Source organism: Aquibacillus sediminis (assembly GCF_005870085.1).
Classification (GTDB): Bacteria; Bacillota; Bacilli; order Bacillales; family Amphibacillaceae; genus Aquibacillus_E; species Aquibacillus_E sediminis.
This window is the reverse complement of the sequence record NZ_SZNM01000005.1, coordinates 1-22,137: the sequence shown is the minus strand read 5'-3', so window position 1 is coordinate 22,137 and position 22,137 is coordinate 1. Positions and strand designations below refer to the sequence as shown.

At 37.7% G+C, this 22,137-nt stretch carries 17 protein-coding genes, 2 rRNA genes and 2 riboswitches; of the genes, 2 read left to right on the top strand and 17 right to left on the bottom strand.

All coding sequences use genetic code 11. The annotated features are described in order from the left end of the window. Positions 1-21: 21 nt before the first annotated feature. From FCI53_RS07075 to FCI53_RS07065, 3 genes are all read right to left on the bottom strand, one after another. Entirely contained in the window at positions 22-819 is a 798-nt protein-coding gene (locus FCI53_RS07075) for an endonuclease/exonuclease/phosphatase family protein (protein ID WP_138417273.1), read from the bottom strand. 714 nt (positions 820-1,533) lie between these two features. Further along, complete coding sequence (locus FCI53_RS07070; protein WP_138417271.1) at positions 1,534-2,250, bottom strand: EAL domain-containing protein; 717 nt, start codon at positions 2,248-2,250, stop codon at positions 1,534-1,536. A 265-nt stretch (positions 2,251-2,515) separates the two neighbouring features. Then, positions 2,516-2,601: riboswitch (cyclic di-GMP riboswitch) on the bottom strand. A gap of 562 nt (positions 2,602-3,163) precedes the next feature. Continuing rightward, positions 3,164-3,787: a response regulator transcription factor gene (locus tag FCI53_RS07065; RefSeq protein WP_138417269.1), complete on the bottom strand. Its 624-nt coding sequence runs from the start codon at positions 3,785-3,787 to the stop codon at positions 3,164-3,166. A 314-nt stretch (positions 3,788-4,101) separates the two neighbouring features. Here FCI53_RS07065 and sda point away from each other — a divergent pair, with 314 nt between their 5' ends. Next, positions 4,102-4,266 carry a sporulation histidine kinase inhibitor Sda gene (gene sda, locus FCI53_RS07060; protein ID WP_342774181.1) on the top strand — a complete coding sequence of 55 codons (165 nt, stop codon included), beginning with the start codon at positions 4,102-4,104 and terminating at the stop codon, positions 4,264-4,266. A gap of 193 nt (positions 4,267-4,459) precedes the next feature. On the opposite strand, the gene FCI53_RS07055 is transcribed toward sda, so the two are convergent. From FCI53_RS07055 to FCI53_RS07035, 5 genes are all read right to left on the bottom strand, one after another. Further along, positions 4,460-4,816, bottom strand: coding sequence for a DUF805 domain-containing protein (locus FCI53_RS07055; RefSeq protein WP_138417267.1), 357 nt, complete (start codon positions 4,814-4,816; stop codon positions 4,460-4,462). Positions 4,817-4,990: 174 nt separating this feature from the next. Continuing rightward, a complete protein-coding gene (locus FCI53_RS07050; protein ID WP_171038093.1) occupies positions 4,991-6,106 on the bottom strand; it encodes a GerAB/ArcD/ProY family transporter in 1,116 nt (371 codons plus the stop codon). A 14-nt stretch (positions 6,107-6,120) separates the two neighbouring features. Then, the gene (locus FCI53_RS07045) at positions 6,121-6,369 is read right to left on the bottom strand and encodes a hypothetical protein (protein ID WP_138417263.1); all 249 of its coding nucleotides are present in this window, start codon (positions 6,367-6,369) and stop codon (positions 6,121-6,123) included. A gap of 1 nt (position 6,370) precedes the next feature. After that, positions 6,371-7,594 carry a Ger(x)C family spore germination protein gene (locus FCI53_RS07040; RefSeq protein WP_138417261.1) on the bottom strand — a complete coding sequence of 408 codons (1,224 nt, stop codon included), beginning with the start codon at positions 7,592-7,594 and terminating at the stop codon, positions 6,371-6,373. Positions 7,595-7,620: 26 nt separating this feature from the next. Continuing rightward, positions 7,621-9,264 (bottom strand): spore germination protein, encoded by a 1,644-nt coding sequence (locus tag FCI53_RS07035; protein WP_138417259.1) that lies wholly within the window; start codon positions 9,262-9,264, stop codon positions 7,621-7,623. Between the two features lie 240 nt (positions 9,265-9,504). Between FCI53_RS07035 and FCI53_RS07030 the strand changes: the two genes are divergently transcribed. Next, entirely contained in the window at positions 9,505-10,662 is a 1,158-nt protein-coding gene (locus FCI53_RS07030) for an MFS transporter (protein ID WP_138417682.1), read from the top strand. 104 nt (positions 10,663-10,766) lie between these two features. Here the strand turns inward: FCI53_RS07030 and FCI53_RS07025 are convergent, their stop codons facing one another. The 9 genes from FCI53_RS07025 to FCI53_RS06985 all read right to left on the bottom strand — a co-directional run. Next, a complete protein-coding gene (locus FCI53_RS07025; protein ID WP_138417257.1) occupies positions 10,767-11,420 on the bottom strand; it encodes a 4Fe-4S cluster-binding domain-containing protein in 654 nt (217 codons plus the stop codon). 38 nt (positions 11,421-11,458) lie between these two features. Further along, a complete protein-coding gene (nrdD, locus tag FCI53_RS07020; RefSeq protein ID WP_138417255.1) occupies positions 11,459-13,402 on the bottom strand; it encodes an anaerobic ribonucleoside-triphosphate reductase in 1,944 nt (647 codons plus the stop codon). A gap of 201 nt (positions 13,403-13,603) precedes the next feature. Further along, positions 13,604-13,784: riboswitch (cobalamin riboswitch) on the bottom strand. A gap of 163 nt (positions 13,785-13,947) precedes the next feature. Next, positions 13,948-15,156, bottom strand: coding sequence for an NAD-dependent epimerase/dehydratase family protein (locus FCI53_RS07015; protein ID WP_138417253.1), 1,209 nt, complete (start codon positions 15,154-15,156; stop codon positions 13,948-13,950). Between the two features lie 144 nt (positions 15,157-15,300). Continuing rightward, positions 15,301-15,873, bottom strand: a complete 573-nt coding sequence (locus FCI53_RS07010; RefSeq protein WP_138417251.1) for a 5' nucleotidase, NT5C type — start codon at positions 15,871-15,873, stop codon at positions 15,301-15,303. A gap of 197 nt (positions 15,874-16,070) precedes the next feature. Beyond that, positions 16,071-17,240, bottom strand: coding sequence for a tryptophan synthase subunit beta (gene trpB / locus FCI53_RS07005; RefSeq protein ID WP_138417249.1), 1,170 nt, complete (start codon positions 17,238-17,240; stop codon positions 16,071-16,073). Positions 17,241-17,328: 88 nt separating this feature from the next. After that, positions 17,329-19,860 (bottom strand): sensor domain-containing diguanylate cyclase, encoded by a 2,532-nt coding sequence (locus FCI53_RS07000; protein WP_171038092.1) that lies wholly within the window; start codon positions 19,858-19,860, stop codon positions 17,329-17,331. Positions 19,861-20,442: 582 nt separating this feature from the next. After that, positions 20,443-21,561, bottom strand: a complete 1,119-nt coding sequence (locus tag FCI53_RS06995) for a DUF4145 domain-containing protein (RefSeq protein WP_138417245.1) — start codon at positions 21,559-21,561, stop codon at positions 20,443-20,445. Between the two features lie 79 nt (positions 21,562-21,640). After that, positions 21,641-21,756, bottom strand: a 5S ribosomal RNA gene (rrf, locus tag FCI53_RS06990). Positions 21,757-22,026: 270 nt separating this feature from the next. Next, positions 22,027-22,137 (bottom strand): 23S ribosomal RNA (locus tag FCI53_RS06985); the annotation flags it as partial.

Sequence of the window (22,137 nt, the reverse complement as noted above, 5' to 3'; positions counted from 1 at the left end):
CTTTAAGCGCATTTTTTATCCTTATAAACTGCAGTAGACCTCAACTCCATAATGATCCGAAACAACTGGCTGATTGTCGCCATTAAAGATCACATTGGATCGATTGACCTCTATTTCTTGATTGACAAAAATGTAATCAATTCGCTTATCCGCTTTACTTGTAGCCCAACCAGCAATACTACCTTCGACCGTAATGCCTGTATCCTTTTCTTCGGCTAGTTGATAGGTATCTAGTAATCCTTGTTTAAGCAAATAATCATAACCTTCTTCACGTTTGGAAGCTTCACAATTAAAATCACCCATTAACAAACAGAGCTCATGCTGTGGAATACGATGAAGTAGCCGGTCCATTTGATGGCGAGCAGGTTCTAGTTCATCATACCACCAACCAAGGTGACACGAGTAGCATGTGAAAGCTTTTCCCCCATAATCAATCGTTACTTCTACAATCTTTCGTGTTTTTCCACTGGATAAATCAGTTTGATCACTAACAAAAAAGGAGTCCTGATTTTGAATTGGATGTTTGGTCATTATCGCCACTCCTTCCTCATACACCTGTTCATAGTGAGCAAGGTGTGCCAGATCCCAAACAAATTGATAATTGTCAGAACCTAATGCATGTAGTCGTTCCTGAAGTACATAAGCATAGTTATCCTGTTTAACTTGTCCGTCGAGTCTTTTAGAAGAAGTCAACTGACTTACCTCTTGTAAAGCAATCACGTCATAGGAACCGTCGTGAATTGTTTTCGCTAATTGGTCAATTTTTTCGCTTTGATTTTCTTCCTGCCATGAATGGCAATTTAATGTTAATAATTTCATATGCTCGCTCCGTCTTGATTGATAGAATGTTCACTCGTTTCTTTTATATCATAACATTAAATGAGTCTTCTTTTAAATAATGCTGGTTCCTAAAAGGAAAGTGAATATTGTTTATGACATATAAGCTGTATTATGTGACATAACTGTTTCCTTCTCCTCCCTTAATTATTATGAGTGCTAAATTAACGCTGCGGCAATACACTACGCTTTCCGTGGGGGCTGGTGAGTCTCCTTGAAAATAAAGACCAATTTTCTGCGTGCGATGTAATGCTGCCGAAGCCTTCCTTGTCCTCGTTCGTACCTCACTGTGGGGTCTCACCGATGATAAGTTTAAATTGAGATTTTTATGTATATACACTTATCATTTATCAGAAAACACACAACAGCGAAGGCAAAATACGGAGATCCTCGAAAATAAAGACCGATTTTCTTCGTGCGATGTATCGCTGCCGTAGCCTTCCTTGTCCTATGGGAACAGCACGAGCTGAAGATCCACTTGGTAAAGTGGTTTTCTTTACCAAGTTAGCTGAGGCCGTGCCCATGGAAAGCGGAGTATTTTGCCGTAGCGATGGTGTAACACTTATTTTAATCAGAATAGTACAAATTAAAATTACAAGGTTATGTCACATAATACAGCAACTACGCACTAAAAAACAACAATCAGTCAAATAGCGTCTTTCTAAATAGATTGTTGGGACTGCAATACTATTTTTCTTATACAATATCCTTCAATCGACTAGGCCTACAAAGGAAATAACCTTGTCCAAGGGAAATTCCTAGTGATTGGGCTGCTTCCATTTCTGCTTCTGTCTCCAAGCCTTCTAAGATCAATTGGCTTTCATTTTGTTCACAATAGTTAACAAAAAATGAAATAAACGATTGTTTTTGTTTCGATTGATGCAAGTCTTGAGCAAGATAACGATCTAATTTTAAATAATCTGCTTCTAACTCGATAAGGTTTTGGATGTTCGCAAACCCTTTTCCAAAGTCATCAATTGCTATTTGAAAACCTAATGCTTTTAATTCCAAAATCCGTTTTTTTAGTGCATCATAATTGGTTATATTTTCAGTCTCAGAAATTTCTAAGACAATTTGTTGTGTCTTCAAATGACTTTCCATCTTGGTATGACTAATAAATGTTGGGAAATCTTGATGTAAAATAGTTGATGGTAAGATATTAACAAACACCTTCCCATCTTTTTTGGAAAAACCATCCTCCTGGTAAGATGATACCGCTTTTTGAATAGATGCTGAATCTAACGCATAAAGCAGGTTAGCTTGTTTTGCTGCTTCAAATACATATTCTGGATTTGGATAACTGTCCGATCGCAGTAACGCTTCATAACCTATTTTTTCCCTACCATTAAGATGATAGATCGGTTGAAAAAAATGAAAAAATCTCTCTGCTGTGATAAAGTTTTCTATCGACAAACTCGCCCACTCCCACTTTGATTGTTAATCATTATCAACACTTATTAGAGAGACTTCTAGAGTCATGCTTGTAACAAATGGTTGATAATCATACTTAGCAATTACTAAGTTTCTCAGTTGTCAGGACTACAATCACCCAAACGGGCATATAGTTTATTAAATAACTAAAAACACATAGTCCTTACAATAACTATAGATCATAGTTTTTAGTGTAAAAAAAGGTGAACCAAAGAAAAACTTGGTTCACCTTAATAGGGACGTTTTCTTCGGTAGCCCGGCGACCATAGCTCGGAAAGCTTTAGGCCCGTGGTTTTGCGTCCTTACCTTTCGATAAGTTTGCCATTGTCGTAAAAACCTATATTATTCATTTTAATTATAACATCTTTTTACAATTTTCCAACACTTTCAACAAAAATAGACATAATTTATGCTGCTTTTTGGCTTTTTCGACAAATCAACCATGAGCATTATCTTTGATAAAAAAACCAATACTTTTGTTGTTATACAATTTGCAAGAATCAATGCTATCAATCTAGCTCTCGGACTTGCGCGTATCTGGCATAAACTTGCGCGCAACATACCCGGACTTGCGCGGATCTGGCATAAACTTACGCGCAAAATGCTCGAACTTGCGCGTATCTGACATAAACTTACGCGCAAAATACTCGGACTTGCGCGTATCTGGCATAAACTTACGCGCAAACTACCTGGACTTGCGCGGATCTGACATAAACTTACGCGCAAAATACTCGGACTTGCGCGTATCTGGCATAAACTTACGCGCAACCTTAATTATAAAAAAGAGCACTACCCTAAGTAGCGCTCTATTCATTAAAATAATCCACAATTGCATCGGCGGTTCGCTCGGATGCTTTGCTGTCACTTACACTATCTGGCACTATTTATTGAGATATTAAATCTGTATCCACTTGTTTTTCAACGCAGTCAAAACCACATTCGTACGGTCACATACATCCATCTTTTTCATAATCGTACTAACATAATTTTTTACCGTACGTTCGGAAATGAACATTGCATTAGCAATTTGATCATTTTTATACCCTTTTCCAAGGTATTCAATTACTTCCCACTCGCGACTAGAGAAAATACCATTTGGTTGCTTTGGTTGGTGTTCGTTTGCATAGCATCCTAATAAATGGGAGGATAGCTTGGAATGAATATAGGTACCTCCATTTATAATCTGCTCCATTGCTGATTCAAACTCCTGTAAATCCATACTATTGTAAAAATATCCATCAAGCTTTAGTTTAAATACTTGTTGTAAATCAGGATGTTCCACATCTGATGTCCAGGCAATAATCTTTTTATGATTTGTTTGATATAAATTAATAATCTGAAATAGGTCAACATCAACATCCAAATCCACAATGAGTAAATCCGCAAGTGGATGGTGACTGATTGGTGATTCAATGTTATTTGAAGCGTATGCTTTTGTCTGCTTTGAAAATCGCTCTTGTAACAAACTAACAATACCTTCTGTTAGCAATGAAGGATTCTTAAATACATTAATTTTCATGTTTTACTTCCTTTTCCCTTTTTCTTTTTCTATCATCAAAAAAACTATCATCATCGTTTCCTTTGATCATAGTTAGGTAGTGTTATTACTATTGTCAGTTTCTACCATAAGAATACGTGAAGCACAAATATTTTTCAACATATTTCGACTTTTTGTACATATTTTTTCAATAGCTTCGATTCATTCTTCTAAAAAACAGGGAAAAGTTAACAAAAAAGTCAAACTTTATCGACATAAGGTCTTGTAATGTGACGTCCGCTTTGCTAATCTATATCATAGTTAAAAATATTAGATATGTAGAGGAATTTTTTCAAATGGGGGACTTACTGGCAATGAATTATTTAAGTGATGATTTGTTAATTGATGCATACGAAAAAGCGTTAGAATTAGATTTAGACGACTATTTTATTCAATTATTAAGTGACGAATTACATCATCGAGATATTCACGATCAAACAAACGACCTATGCACGGTCTAAGTCACCCTAGCCGAACACCTAGAAATAGAAAATAGACTAAAAACTTACATATATTAAGGCTAAGCTATAATACTATTTAAACTAGAAAAACCTCCTATCATTAGGAGGTTTTTGTTTTAGCTTTTGTTATCTATTTAGTTAAACATTAGACGTTCACTCGATCGTATAAGCCATGTACTATCATAGCTACTCGTTACCATTCTCCTTCAAATTTCGGGTTTGGTCCGTATTCATTGTCGCCTTGTTCACTATCCAGGCACATAAACACTAAAATAACAATTCCCCCGACGATCGGAATTAACGAAACGAGGATCCACCAACCCGTTCGACCACTATCATGTAGTCGTCGAACAACTACCGCTAGCGATGGGATCAATACTGCTAATGAATAAAGAAACGTCACAATCCCCATTATTCCAGCGATTGACTCAAGCATAGACAATAGAAATACAATCACTGCATTGACCAACGTGAACATCCAATATTCCGTACGACGCGCTCTTCCGCCAAATTCAGCATAATTTTTTATTACTTTAAGATACCACTGCACATCAGTTCCTCCTCTGCACTTGTCAATATGCATCTACAACCATTATATGGTAAGGACATGTTTCCTATCACGATCTATTCTCTAAACAATTAGAAACATTTATTGCACATTCGACATGACACATTGTCACTTACAACCCCTCCATTATAGGTGACGACAAGTTTGCTCGTCAACCTAGGAGGGGGTCTGACTCCCATTCCCTTGTTTCCTTTTCTTTATCATTCCAATGAGTAACATGAGTAGGGGGATAAACAGGCCGAACGTGATTGCAAAGAAAGGCCAATAGAATTGGGAAAAATCCATAAAGTAGATGATGTTCGGAAATAAAATGATGCCTAAGATGACAACGAAAAAGGCAATTGGCGTTGTCAAGGTTTGCACACTTTTCAATTTTAAAAGATAGCTAACCCCTAAAGATAGTGCATAAAAATTAATCGTTAATTTGAAAAAGATACTAAAAAACCAAGCAATTGCTACAAGAATCTCGATTCGTTCAATAAACTCAGCGATACTAATTTTTTTACCTAAAATATAGGTAGGATACTGATTTCGCGCTGTGAAATCAGGTCCTAACACCATCAATGCCATAAACGTTATTATGAATAAGATAAAAGAACCTAAGGCAACCCCAATGTAAAACCCTTTCTTTGCTTTATCTGGTTTGTTTACGGATGGAAAAATTGCAAGAAAAACGAATAACTGAAAATAAGGAACTTCACTTGCTGGAAACACAGCTAAAAAAGCACCAGCGATATTTTCACGGAATAGAGGTTGGATGTTAGAAAAATCTGCTTGAGGAGCGACCAATACTATTAACAGGATCAAGGAGAACAGTGCATAAGGAAAAAAAATCTCACTCGTTCGACCGATTACTTCTAAGCCGAGTTTCACGGCAAACAGACTAACAAGAATAAAGATAATCATAATCACGTAAATGGGGGTTTGAACCATCACTTGCGTGGTAATAAAATCACCGATTTGCCTAAGATTGGTTGCTAGTAGATAGATTACAAACATTAGGATCAGCACCGAAATAATTCTGCCAATCCATTTTCCAAATATAAATTCAAGCAACTCAAACAAATGTTTTTTCTCATCAAGTTGTGCAATTTTATTTAATATAAATACAACACCAAATCCAATTAGACTAGAACCGAGGACAGATATCCAACCATTCTCCTTCCCATAGCTTGCCACGAGTGAAGGGAGATAAATGACGGATGTACCCAATGTGTACATAAAAACCAGAATTGTAAATTGTCGCACACTTATTTTTTCTTGATGAAGCACTATCATTCACTCCCTTATTGGTTCACGATTCGCTCGACAAGTTGCTTGTACGGTTCTCCAACAGGCTTATAAACTTGCTTGATCCATTCTGTAGGATTTGGAAAGGGTACTTCTAGGACATATAAAATCATTATACCTACGACAAATAAAAAGAAAATCCAGTACACAAATTTATCCCGATTTGATTTACTCTTTTTCACCGTTGGATAATCCAGCTTATACACTACGGCTGAAGCAACGAGAACACCAATGACTTTGATCATTTTACTGTTCATCCTTTTTCTTTTTCTCTTCTATCTCTTTTTGGAATGATTGGGTAACCGTTCCAGTTCTGCGTAATGTAACATCGACATTCACTTCCGTTTGCAATTGTTGTACGAAGACGTCGCTCCACCGGCCTTCGATCTCCTTCCATCTTTTATAGTTTGAACGACTAATCACTTCCCCAAACCCAAAAATATCACTCTCCAATTCTTTCGCTTGATCAATACTGTCTTTTATTAATTGCTCTATTTCTTTACCCAATTGTTTTTCAATTTTTTCAAAGTTACTTGGATCAGTAATATCTATTCCACATTCTACGTCACCAATATTTGCTTCTGTCTTTATATCTATGGCAACCGTTGGTGTGTCATTTTTGAACTTACCTTCCATTTTTGTATTACTTTTGATTACTTCGGCTACTACTTTTTTGTCGTCCCCCTCCTCACACGCTGTTTCTTCAACCGTACTCTCCACTTCATTTATGACGTAATTCAAGCCCTTGCTATCATCTCCACTTAACCAACCTACTAATTGATCATTTTTAAAAACACCTACCGTATCCACCTTCACAAAGGTAGGAGAGTGAACTGCTTCTACATTATCGAGTTTATTCCCTTGATTAGGGTCACCAATGATGTCTACTCCAGTTAATACAGCTTCCTTTCCTTTAGAAGATATTGATGAAAGCAGTACATCAAGACTCACCTTTTTTGTTTTTGCCCAGGCTTGTTGAGAGGATTCTATGCTCGAAGCCAGTTTCTCAGCAGAAATCTTTTCTAAAGGGGTTAATATGTTAATCGCTTCTGCTGCTGTATGCCCTCGAGCAATCGCTAAATGAAAATCTGCTCGCATTTCATGGTCACGAGAAATAAAATCTAAGTTGCGAGCAATTCCAGCTTCTGCGAGTGCTTCTCCAATTACAATGACGTGAATATGCGACAAATAAACTTTTCTAGGTGCAATCGTGGTCAACTTTCTGAGTGCTTCAAACACCGTCTCCCCTGTACTGGAATACGTAGAGACAGCCGTTCGATTCGTAAAATTGTTTCCTGCAATTTCGTCTGGATTTATTACTTGTACCGTCAGTTTGATCTGGTCATCTTCTTGATCAATCGCCAGTGCTGTTGCAAGTGCTAAATCCGTTAATTCATTTGCATCCCAACAAGCGGTTAGAAATAGTATGAAGATGATGATTACACAAACTATTTTTAGCTTTTTAACCATAATCAATCCTCACTCTATCTGACATGTTATTGCTTCGTAGATGGTGGTTTTGGTGACGGCGTATCTTCTCGTTCCAGGTCTGTTTGGTTTATTAATTTAGGTCGATTACGCAAATTCCAAAAAGGCATTCGCACCAACGCGTCTTTCTGATCACTTGGGATAAACGGTCCCATCGGAGCAAGATAAGGAATGCCAAACGACCGTAAACTCGTTAGATGCAACACCATAACAATTAAACCTAAAATAATGCCCACAAGTCCGAACATAGCTGCTAACGTCATAAAGCCAAACCTTAAAATTCGTACTGAGATGGCCATATTAAAAGTCGGCGAAACAAAACTACTAATGGCGGTTAGGGACACAACAATTACCATTGCTGACGAAACAATTCCCGCTTCAACTGCTGCTTGCCCTAATACTAGGGCACCGACAATTGAAATCGCATTGCCAACTGCTCGAGGCATTCGTGTTCCCGCTTCTCGTAAGATCTCAAAGGTGATCTCCATCAGCAAAGCTTCCACATAAGCCGGAAATGGCACCCCTTCCCGTTGGGCAGCAAGACTGACTAACAATTGGGTCGGAATCATTTCTTGATGAAATGTAGTCAGTGCAATATAAGACGCTGGTGTCAGCAAGGCTAGAAAGAAACAGAGATAACGAAGGAGCCGAACGAGCGTACCAACGTCAGAGCGCTGATAGTAATCTTCACTTGATTGAAAAAAGTGAACAAACAAAGCAGGGACCAACAGCACAAACGGTGTGCCGTCCACCATGATCGCAACTCTTCCTTCTAACAGACCTGCACAAATCGTATCGGGTCTTTCCGTATTATAAATGGTTGGAAACGGTGTGAATGTTTCATCTTGAATCGTTTCCTCGATATAACCACTTTCTAAAATCGCATCAATATCTACTTTATCTAGTCTTTGCTTTACTTCTTGCACCACTTTTTCATTGACAACCCCATTGATATAACAAATAGCAACATCTGTATTGGTTTTCTTGCCAATCACTTTATTTTCAACCCATAAATTTGGATCCTTTATTCTCCTGCGGATGAGAGAGGTATTGGTCCTCAACACCTCAGAAAATCCATCCTTTGGCCCCCTAACGACGGTCTGGGAGGATGGTTCTTGCACCCCTCGACTTTCATATCCCTTTGAACCAATTGCGAATCCCTTAACATACCCATCCAATAGAAGGATGGAATCACCCGCTAAGAGATATTGAAACAAGGATTCATAACTGTTTATTTCAGACACTTCACTATTGGCTACAATACGATCTTTGAATTGCTTAAAAAAATCCCCCTGCTTACCGCTAACAGACACTGATGTTGATTGCCCCGAATCATTCGAAATGTCTTTCCCTGAAATTTCCTCCAGTTCAGTATCTACCATTAATGTTTCCATGATGAAATTCTGAATAAAACTCTTATCAGCCAATCCATCCATATATAATAAAGCAGCCTTTATTGTTTGGTTGTTCCCTACTTTAAAATTCCGTACAACGAAATCAGAACTTTCTCCTAAACTAGACCTTACCGAATGAACCGTATCTTGTAGCTTTTTTTCCAATGTTGTTTGATCAGAGGGGATATTGTTAACGGCAGCAGATTTCTTTTTCTTCTGTCGCCATTTATTTAATAAATAAGAGAAATTATGTTTCATGCACTACCCCTCCTAACCAACTATTCATCACGAGTTATATTTTCCCACCTTTTGGTTATTATGCAAAAATTAGCAAGCATCAATAGTTGTTTTCATAAAATCGCTAGGTGAACGGGAAAAATTAGGGAGTTTCCGTGCCCTCCCAGCGTGGTTTCCTTCCTGCGCGGGCACGAAATGTCGTTTTGATTGCTCGTCTATTTTTAACAACTGTTGCATAAGTTGGTTGTTGAGGTGAAAACAATGAGAGAACAGGCGACAGGAAAGATACACATCTTTATCATCATGTTTTTTATTAGTTTAGTGATGCGCATGCAAATTCCGATTTTCACACCTTATGCCGCTGCATTCGGGGCATCAAGTGTCTTAATCGGTGTTATTCTTAGTGTCACGTCGTTTGCAAATTTATCAGGAAATTTAATTGTCGGGCCTTTAGTTGACAGGTTTGGAAAAAAGTTATTTATTATCTTGCCATTATTTGCTTCCAGTGGTTTTTTCATCGCTCACGGACTAGCTTCTGATTCGGTTGAATTATTAATTTTCCATGGATTAAATGGTTTGGCATTAGGATTCTTTCTACCAGCATCTTTAACCTTATTATCCGCCTATGCAAAAAACAGTAATCAACAAGGGAAGAATATTGCCATCAACGGAATGCTAACGACGATTGCAGGAATTATTGCACCACTTATTGGTGGAAAATTAGTTGGGATAATCGGATATGTAAACACCTATTTTTTTATTGGGGCTTCGATGGTTGTAATTGGAATATACACAGTGAAATTTCTCGGAGAAAAACAGCAAGTGATGGTTGTGAAAAAGAATCGCTCTACCGTTCGCTTGACCCAAATTTTAAACAATCCTGCTTTACAAATGATTTATTTAATCGGTTTTGCTGTTATGTATATTCATGGGGTAATTATTTACGAAATCCCATATTTAACCGTTGAACAAGGTGTATCCACTTTTAACACAGGGCAACTGTTTAGTTATATGGGTCTTGGTACCTTTTTGACATTATCGATGTTATTTATCAATCGGTTTGATCCACTGAAACGATTAATGGTTGGCTTGTTCGGAATGTCAATGACGTTATTCGCCTTATTTAGCACGACATTGCCATTGGCTGCGCTATTATTTGTAGTAGGGATTTTCTTTGGCTTAATCATGCCCGCCATGGCTGCTGCGATCACAGACTATGCTGCAAAACAAGTACACGGACGAGCGTATGGCTTTATGTCGGCGATTTATTCTCTCGGCATCATTGCTAGTTCATTTGTGACCGGGGTCATTCGTGATGTAATTTCCCCCTATTTTATTGCCTTTTTGATTGGTATGTTTGTGTTAACTTTTGTAGGATATAACAAGTACCGTCTGCCTAAAGGGCTTCAGACGTCTTAATTTGGGGGTATTTGTTTCTAAGAAGAATGAATGAGGAGAGAAGTTTTCTAGATAAGAAATGGGCACTCCCCATGGTCAACCATTTTCATGGGGAGTCTGCCCTTTTATGAATAGAGAAATTCATTTAAATAATAAGGAACGTTACTATTATAGTAAGCTTTTTGTTTGTTTACATAGCTTTTAATTTCGTCAAAAAAAGCGTCACTTAGAATCGGGTATTGAACGGTACGTACTTGATCAAGTTCAGAATTATGCTTGATAACGGTATCGATACTATCTAGTAAATTGTCCACCAATTTCTCTGTAGGTGTAATCCCCATAATATCTTTAAAAATCTGCTGATCAGCATCCACATCAAGTACATGATAAGGCAATTTCATATCAATATGGATACCATCTACTAAGTCTTTTCTAAACAAATGTTTCACTTTGTCACAATAAACCCCACACGTTGTTACAATAATTTTCCCATCAAATCGTGCTCTCACATTCTTAAGCAAATCTTCAATTTCTTCTATCTTATCGATTAGAAATTCTCCGCCACTAAACATCACTGCATCAACTAAATAACCACTTTTTTCTAAATAGGTGTATAAGCCTTCTTTCGTCTTATATTCTTTCGGTGTCTGTGCTACGATTTCATCATAGTTATGACAACCGAAACAATGGAACAGACAACCTGATAAGGAATGAATTAATAATGTTGTATGTCCTGGTAAATCGTTAAATGTTCGAATGAAGTTTTTGTAAAATTTCATAATGAGCAATTGGAAACGGAGGCAATGTCCCCCTTTCTTTATTGCTGTACAACCTCCTCCATTGTTTCATCTTTCAACCGTTTACGGACAGTCCAATCGTGGCGTCTCGCTTTTGACCAGAAATTATATTTTCCTTGATAATAACCATTGTCATCGACATGGAGATTGTTTCTCGCAATCATTTTCAAATAGCCAATCACCCGACTAAAGGTAGCAATGTCGACCGAATGACAGGTTGGACAACAATGAATCGATTTGCCATCGGCTGCTACAATTTTCTGCCCACAATCCATACACGAAGTAATCGTTGGGGTTAGGGTGATATAATTAATTGGTTTTTCAAAAATCTTATCTAAATAGGTAACAAGTTTTTCTGGAGAAACTTTAGACTCTAAGAAATGGTGCAATACACTTCCTGATGTAGCATACCCCTGAAATTCTGCACTATTTTCTAATTGATCCAAGAAATCTTCCTCAGAAAATGGCGTCATACATCCACTTGTTAAATAAGGATTTTCCCCTTCTCCTTGCACAAAAATGTCACGCCCGTGTTCTTTCGCCCATTTGACATCATGTCGAGCTAATTTAATTGCTGCATTTTCCGCTGGTGCATACTCGATCCCACATGCTACCTTATCGCGTACAATAAATTCATTGATGATTGCTGTTATATACTGCATCAACTCATGGGCAACTAATTTTCCTTGTGAATCTTTTATTCCGTGTGGATAGCCAACATTGATGAGGCCTTCATTCATTCCCGTAACAGCAAAAACATTGAAATAGTTTTTTAGATTTTTATTGTAGGCAAAAAATGTTGGATAAAGGTCTTTATTTCGCTCCAACCATTCTCTTTTTGCCAGATGCGCTTCTTGCATGACCTCCATGTATTCTCGAATCTTCTGTTTTATTAAATTTGAATTGTGACCAAACTCCATCAGTAAGCGATTCATATTTAAATTTAACACTTGCACGGCACCAGTCGAGCCTGTCGAGGAACCAAATACGCCACCGCCCGCTTTAGATAATGTCTCCATATTGATTTGCAAACGACAGCATAAACTTCTGGTTACTTCAGGATCTTTCGCCTCAATCGTTGGATTCAATGCTTTATAGTATGGATCTTCGAAAGGTTTCGTCTTAAAGTTTTCAAAATACACGCCACCCCAGTGGTACATTTTGTCGAGCAACTCTAAGAACATCGGATTGGTACTATTAAAATCATCATCAACTTGCACGGTGATTAATGGAAAAGTAAATGGAATGCCATCATTGCCTGTCCCTTCACTCATGACGTCTATGATTGCTTGATTAATCCGATCAAAATAAACACTTGGAATATCTTTATACTGGATCGAGCGCGGCGTACCACCGATTACCATATATTCATCTTTAATCTCTTCAGATGGTTTTCCAAATTCTAATGTTATATTGGAAAAACTACTTTGCGCACCAGAACGCAATGGCATATTTAGTTCCCATATTAAACTTTGAAAAAGCTGTCTTAACGTATCATCTGTATAGGTAATGCCTTTCTTTTCCTCATCATATAGGTAAGATGCAGCAATCGTTGACAACTGTGCAAGCATAACAGCACCTGAAACTTGTTGGGAAATCAATGTCACCACATTGCTAAAATGCCTAAGTAAAATCGACAACCGACTTGTCGGTTTGGATGTAATCATGTTTTTAGCTAGAGAAGGAATTCCTTTTGTTGCAATATCTAAACAACTAATCGACACACAATATGGTGCAAGTTGTTTATCATGAACATAGACAATCCCTTCATCATATAATTCTTTTATTCGATCTGGCAAAATGTGCGAGAATAAGTATGCTTCTTCATTGAAGTTGTTCATATTATGTCGTAACAATGGAAGCGAATAAACAAAATTACTGTTTTCCCTTTTTAAATAATCAACCTTTTTGTCATCATCCTTTGATGTGAACTTATCAATGATGTGTTCTGCGTTTTCAAACATCGTCACCACTCCTTTTTTTAACTATAGCCGTTCAATATTTGCTCATTTGCTAAATGATCGCACCTCCTCACGCATTTTTATATGTAGCGTTGTTCTAGAACATAAAAAAAGCTCCCAATCATGGGAGCGAGTAGGACGACAGAAAATAGAAAAATAAAAACTATTACTATCGTTCCATACTCTTACTCCCCGAAGAGTGTTGAAACTTACTTCATCAAGACAGGTCTCCTGACTCGCGCATCAACCTACTTTGGACCTTCCCTTATGCTTCACATAAAGTGGTATCCCATTTCGTCCACGCTTACAGTTGCGGGGGCAGTTCTGGATTTACACCAGATTCCCTATTAAGCTGCCAAACAGCATCTTAATGAAGATGATACAACATATCGTATTTAATTTTACCCAAGACACTGTATATAGTGCCTATATGTATATGTAAACATAGTCAAAACAGAAAAACAGTGATATATGTCACTTTTTTCCAAAGTGAAAGAAAAAGTCAGCCCAACTCGTGAACTTCTGTCCACAAAGAGAGCTGACTCTGGTTATTCAGGTATACCTGGTTTTTGTTCTTTGGTCCATGTACTTGTTGCTGGTATTTTCGAATGATCTGCTCGGTATGCATATTGCTTCGCGATATCCGTTACTTCTCGTAATAAGCCTTCTTGTAATGTTGTTGGTTTTAATCCTTTTGATAGGAATAAGTCATTTTTAACGTGCAACTCGTTTTCAGCTGCTTCTTTACGAGGATTGGATACATAGGCAATATCTCCGTCTGTCATCTCACTTACCAATTTTGCCAAATCGTTGACACGATGTGTTTCTGTCATTTGGTTAAAAATCATCACGCGTTCATCACGCGTTGGTGCATTTTCAAGCGCCAGTTCAATACAACGAACTGTATCTTGAATATGAATAAAGGCACGCGTTTGCCCACCAGTACCATGAACTGTGATTGGATAACCAACTGCCGCTTGCATTAAGAATCGATTCAACACGGTTCCATAATCCCCATCATAATCAAAACGGTTGATTAAGCGTTCATCCAGATTCGTTTCTTTCGTATTCGTACCCCAAACAATCCCTTGGTGCAAGTCCGTGATTCTTAAATTATCATTTTTATTATAATACTGGAACAGAAGTTGATCTTGTGATTTCGTCATATGATAAATTGAGCCGGGATTGGTTGGATAAAGAATTTGTTGTTCAATTCTTTCCCCTGTTTCTGCTTTTACTTCAATATCTAAATAACCTTCTGGAATCTTCATCCCAGCTGTTCCATATCCATAGACACCCATTGTTCCTAAGTGGACAAGGTGACTATCTAAACCTGATTCCACCATCGCACATAACACATTGTGGGTCACATTCATATTGTTGTTGACCGTATAGCGCTTATGTTTCGATGATTTCATCGAATATGGAGCAGAACGTTGTTCAGCAAAATGAACAATTGCATCAGGTTTTTCCGTTTTCAACAGGTGCAATAGTTGTTCATAATCTTCCGCAAGATTGACATTATAGAATCCAATTTTATTCCCTGAAACTTCTTCCCATACTTTTAATCTAGTTCCGATAGGCTGGATCGGTGTTAATGATTCTGCTTCTAATTCATTATCAATATTTCGTCTTGATAGATTATCGATAATAGTCACTTCATGTCCTAAGTTGGATAGATGTAAGCTCGTTGGCCAACCACAAAAACCATCCCCACCTAGAACAAACACCTTTTTCTTTCTATTTGTTAAATTCACTTTATTACCTTCCTTTTAGCTATTCTATTCCATTCTAACAATCTGTAATTATTCATTTTGTATAATATTCCCAATCAAAGTATAAATCAGATCCTTGAAAAAAAACAGTATTGGTTCGATTTTTTTATACTTATTTACACAACATTAACTTTCATGTTGCGTAAGAATTTCTTCTAATTCTTCCCATTCTACAATGCGTGGTAAATCAAGATGACGGTTATACGATTGATCCTTCACATATACATTTACAGATTCTTCAAGCAAGGTTTGAAGAACGGCTGGTTTATCATCAAAATAATAATCGAGTTGTAACTGCTTAATGATTTCTACTTTCTCAGCATCCAACATGCCATAATAAAATCTTTCATCACAAACAGGAAAACCCTGCTGTTTCATCCATTGTTTGGTTCGTTCTCCATGAATTTTTGGTCGTGCCGTAATATAATAGATTTCATGTCCTTGTTGAGTCAATTTTGTTAATATATCAATTGCCTTAGGATAGGCTGGGCATGAGGTATAATAAATATCCTCTTTTGAACGATGCCACATATCCTTTCCTTGTTGACCGGTTAGACCAAATAAAGAATGAATTTCCACACAATCTAACTCATGAAACTTCTCCACTGGAACATTTTGTTGTAGCTTTTTATTATAAATATGAAAGGCGTGTTCACGTAAATTAATTAATGTGTCATCAATATCAAACCCTAACTTCATCCAATCTCTCCTTACATAAGTAGTGTTGTAGTAATGTAGGCTTGTTAACATTAAAGACTGTTTTTCGTATGTTTTTTTACCCTTTGTGTTGCCGTTACATTATATTGTACGCAATAACTTTACGTAATTTGCTTTCTTACATTGGAATTCATTTAATTACAAATAAAAAGCGAGAGGTATACCCTCGCTCTTGATCGCTATTTTCGCAACATTTCATATACTTGGTCAACATCTTTATCGCCTCGTCCAGATAGATTAACGAGAATCGCATTTTGTTTTGCCATTGTCTTAGCCAATTTCATCGCATATGCAACTGCATGAGCGCTTTCTAGGGCTGGGATAATACCCTCCGTACGAGATAATTCTTGGAATGCTTCCAATGCTTCTTGTCCGCTAATCGTCACATATTCAGCTCGTCCGCTTGTTTTTAAATAACTGTGTTCTGGGCCAACACCAGGATAGTCTAATCCAGCTGCGATTGAGTTGGTTGATTGGGGTTGATGATCGTCATCTAACAATGTGAACGATTTAAATCCATGAAGAACAGCAGGGACCCCTTCAGAAATTGGTGCAGCTTCTGTTGGTTCTACACCAATTAACCGGACACTCTCATCCTTGATATAATTGGCAAATGCCCCAATCGCATTACTTCCCCCACCAACAGCTGCAACAACTGCAGTAGGTAGCTTCCCTTCCTGCGCTAGCATTTGTTGCTTCGATTCTTCACTAATAATAGATTGAAAGTGTTTAACGATTGATGGATATGGGTGTGGCCCAACAGCTGAGCCAATTAAATAGAACGTATCCTTATAATTGTCGACAAGATCCTTTAACGCTAGATCAACTGCATCTTTCAAGCGTGCTTCACCTGTATCTACTGGAACAACTTTGGCACCTAATAATTCCATTCGAAATACATTTAAGGCTTGTCGCTCCATATCCACTTTTCCCATGTAAATTGTACAAGGAATCCCAAACATCGCACAAGCAGTTGCCGTTGCCACCCCATGTTGACCCGCGCCTGTTTCTGCGATAATACGTTTGGCACCCATCCGCTTCGCTAATAAAATTTGTCCAATTACATTGTTGATCTTGTGGGCCCCTGTATGATTAAGGTCCTCCCGTTTTAAATAAATCTTAGCCCCACCAACTTTTTCGGTAAGGTTGCTTGCATACGTTAATGGATTTTCTCGTCCGACAAACGATCGTAAATAATAGTTATACTCTTCTTTAAATTGTGGGTCATCTCGATACTTGTCAAATTCATCCGCTAGTTTCGTGAGAACTTTTTGTAAATCGACTGGAATATAACTACCACCAAACTCACCGAAGAATCCAGTCTCTATGACATGGTTAGATTCACTCATGCATCATCAACTCCTTGAAAAACTAGTTTACAATAATTTATTTGTAAACAGTTTAACACTTCTGTCACTATTTTGGTGAAAAAATTTATTATTTTGATAGATCCACATCACGTAAATATTGATCAATTCCAGGCATTTTACCTGAAAGCGTATATTCTTCCACACGATTTTTCCCTCTATTTTTTGCTTTATACAGAGCCACATCGGCCATTTCAATTAAGTTGGTAGGGCTCAAATCATCAGAAGGGATTAATGTCGCAATTCCAATGCTAACCGTTACATTGGTTTTGATCTCCGATGATTCATGTGGAATGTTTTGTGAATTAATTTCTTTTCGTACTCTCTCTCCTATATAACAAGCCCCTTGCTGATTCGTTTCGGGTAAAATAATCGCAAATTCTTCCCCGCCATACCTTGCCAAAACATCTGTTGGCCGCTGCAAACAAGTTTGAATCGTTTTGGTAACCATTTTAAGACATTCATCACCTTGAAGGTGCCCATACGTATCGTTATAGTTTTTAAATTGATCGATATCGACCATAATGAGTGATACACTTCGCCCGTACCTATGAGCTCGTTCCCATTCTGTTTCTAATGTTTGATCAAAATAGCGACGATTATAAACACCTGTCAGCCCATCTACATTGGAAAAATTTCGTAATAATTGATTGGCTTTTTGTAACTTTTCTTCCTGTTCTTTACGTTTGGTAATATCACGAAAACTGACTAATAGAGCTGATTTTCCATTATACGTGATTCGTGCAGTACCAATTTCAGCAATTATTTTCTCGCCAGTTAATGTTATGAATTCAATCTCCGTGCTTTTTGGTGAGGGGTAACCCTCATAAAGAATCGTTTTTAATTTAAGTCTTATTTCATGCTGTTTTTCATCGGGAAGAAAATCGATGATCGATTTCTTGAGTATCTGTTGTTTGTTTTCACCACCTAATAGCTCGACGGCTCGATCATTGACATATAGGATTTGGTCATGATCGTGAACATACAAACCATCTGGATATAACTCAATTAATTGACGATAGCGTTCTTCACTTTCTTTCAATTCTTTTTCTGCAAGTTTTTGCTGTGTCACATCTTGCGCTACCCCAATCACGCCGGTAATCTCGTTTTTGACAATGATTGGCGCTGCGTTAATATACAGGTGAACTTCCCTTCCCTCTTTGGACATAATGATTGTTTCAAAGTTTGCCGCACTTCCTTCCATTACTTTAGAGAAGTGTTCCGTTGTTTTAGGGAGTTCGCTTTTTTTTACGAGCGGTATCCATGAACTGCCGATTAACTCTTTTTTCGAGTACCCTAGCGTACGTTCTGCAGCATGGTTACCATTAACAAAGTGTCCCTCCATATCCAACACAAAACTCGCATTTTGGTTGTAATCAAATAAGGATTTATACCGCATTTCACTTTCTTCAATTTGCCACTCTAGTTGTTTGCGATCAGAAATATTACGGACATTGGCAATAATGGCATCTTTTCCTTGAAAACGAATCGATGCCGCTTTTACTTCAACATAAACTTCCTTACCCGTAGCCGTAATATACCTTCGCTCTGAAGGTCCATAAGTACCGTGTTCCCCCATACTTAACACCTGCGATTGGAATGTCTCTTCATCTTCATCTGATAAATAACTTAAGATCGTGGTACCGACGAGATCGCGGTCTTCTTCCACAAGTTCTTTAAAGTTCTGATTACAATATAGAATTTTATTATGGTAATGCACAACAATCGCATCAGGAGAAACATCTACTAAACTACGGTACCTTTGTTCACTTTCTTTCAAGGACTGCTCTGCTTGCTTCCGCTTTTGATAAGGCTCTTCAATTGTTGTAACATAGATACCTTTATATAGGAAATAAACACCTATTACCTTATAAGCATGACCTAACATATTCGTGACATCGTTTACACTTTGATATAACGTAAACGTGAATTCACTTAGTATAAATAATTCTAGTGCAGAAATGATGTACAATGTCGCCAATTGTTTATCTTTCCGATAACGCGTTAATAATACAACAATTGTACACATCAGTAGAAAGATGACCACATATTCTAAAGCATTTTTAAACGTCGTTGTACCTTGCCCTTCTACAACAAGTGTCGGTAATAAATTGATTTGTGTTTCAATCACTAGCACAGTAATAACAAGGTATAGATTAGCTAATAAAAACACCATTTTTCGATAACTTGAATGGATTGGCTGATCTTTCATTAGAAAAATGGCTAGTAAACCGACTGCTTCCGTCAATCGAGCTAAAAGCCAAAACCATGTCGCCCTAGGAATCGAGCTTTCCATCATGAAAAAAGGCATCCCATTATATGTAAGCATATGCCACATTTCAAGGATTGCAACCACATAAAACAATGACCCCAAATATAAACGATGGGCCGATAAACTTTCTCTAAAGATCGTCCAAGCTAGAAGTGCAATCGCAAATGCTATGATAATAATAAACATTTCTAATAAGACATGGAAGGATAAATGATTTTGAGGATTATATAATTTTTCAAGTGTGCTGGAAAAGTAAGTGATAGTCAGATAGATGAAAAGGATTGTTATCGTAAAATAAACGTGTTTACGTTCATGTTTTTGTAGAAGCATAAGGAAAACTCCTTCCATTTTCTTCTTTAGCAAATTGTATCACACTTTTTAGGTATTTTTCCTTAGATTTTCTGACTTTTCACTGAAAGTTACGTTTTTGACCACCTTTTTTAGCAAAAAGACTAGACGACCAACCCTTTTTAAAATTTTTTTAGGTTAATAGTCTTGTTCATTCCTCCCTATCAAAACTAGTACTTCTGTTCATTTGATTGCATTAGTTCCTAAAAGTCTTAACTTAGGTCATTTACCACTTGCTTTGGCAATAACAGTTTATGTAGAGGGAAATTATTATATATTAATGCTATTATCGAATTTATTATATAGTATACATAATTTAGTAGGTTTATTGGGTACGAATTGCTTTATCAAAACCAAAGCACTTGGGTCTTAGATGACCCAAGTGCTTTCGTGTAAGAGGATAGTTTCTCCCGATAAATGAATAATGAACAAAAACCCTAGGTTACCTAAATCATCCTCGTCAAGATTAAGACAAGCCTCGGCATGACGCTTTTTGCCACAAAGAAGATTTGACTTAAGTCCTCGCAGGAATAGCCCTGAAAAAATTTTATCCATTCTTTCCTATTATAAAATAGCCTTTTGTTTACCCCGTAGTTGATTAAACAAATTCTCCACGGTTCCGATCCCGACGTGATCATACTTAGCCAAAATAACAAGCTCATAGGGAAGTTGACCAACAGTCATGATTTGATCTTCATTTAATTGTCGTAATAAACTCGGAATGCCGGTAAATTGGTCCGTCGTTAAAGGGATTTGCGACAAACTTTCTGTCACCACAATGTGTTGATCTTTATAAAAGAAAAACAATTCCCCTGGACGTTCTACCGTCAATTTCCGACGCACTTTTTCTTCCTCAATAAAAAGCTTTAATTCATTAAATAACGTTTCGTCGTTCTTGTCATTATAACGCTTAACATGTGTATGTAACCCTTCTAAGTCCGTAGGCAATTCACTAATAATTCGTGCTTGTTGAACAGCGCCTAATCGGATCAAAAATGTCTCAGATTTATTAAATCGTTGTGGTAGTAAGAAAGCATCACGTAAGAAATAAGGAACTTCTAATTGCTCACCACGATAGGACAGGCTTCGTATTGGTGTAAAACCAGGTAATTCTAACCCAGCTTGAACTGATTCCGTTGTTGCTGCAACTTCGGTATGCATTTGTTCATCAACGATTTTTTGAACAGAAGATGTGAGCAATTGCTCCATTGATTGTAGTCGCACTTCTAATTCAGAAATGTCATAGGCTTGCTGTTGTTGTGGGGTTGGATCTTGATATGATGGTACGATTATCTCAACAGGACCATAAACTTCAACATACCATTTCACAATCGTATATACTCTTTCCCATGAGTATAATGCTTCCGAATACCGAAACATTCTTGCATCATGTGCAGCCTTGTTGCCAATTTGTCTGACATGGTGCAAGGCATCACGAACGTCTGCCGTTAAATAACCATTGTCATCGAGAAGGTCTAGTCGCTTCTTTAAATTAGTATAATCACCATCCTGTAGTTGTTCCACACTTATAACCTTTTGTAATATGGTTTCCACAAATACTCTTGCATGCGTGAGCATTGTACGTGGACTTGAAAAGATACTATATTCTAATTCACGTGCAACAAAGGCCAATTCTTTCGAGATCGGTTCTAAAAATTGATAAAAATAAGTTTGCTTCGTCATGTTGTTTCCTCCGAACTTGTTCCATTTTCACATTAAAAACCCCCTTAAAAATATTCCTATCTTTAAGGGGGGGTAGGTAGCTTAGCGGCGTCCTACTCTCGCAGGGGCAAAGCCCCAACTACCATCGGCGCTGAAGAGCTTAACTACTGTGTTCGGCATGGGAACAGGTGTGACCTCTTCGCTATTGCCACTAAACATGGGTGTATTTAATTAAATATGCACCTTCAAAACTAGATAAGAAAGTCTCAAGACAAACAAACAACAGTGTATAGCCTTTAACAGTCTAGCTCCGTGGGCTAGATGCTCGCGGCATAAGCAGTTCACCTAGGGGCCACATGATGTGGGTCATGCCGACGTTGTCACAGGACGTGACGAACTTAGTCGGCCTTCCTTTCACACCATGGTCACTTGCGGCGCTCTGCTTTTGCGTTTCACATCTGACCAAGCCCGCTCCGCTTTCTATATATAGTTAAGTCCTCGATCTATTAGTATCCGTCAGCTGCACGTGTCACCACGCTTCCACCTCGGACCTATCAACCTCATCGTCTCTGAGGGATCTTACTCATTTAAAATGAT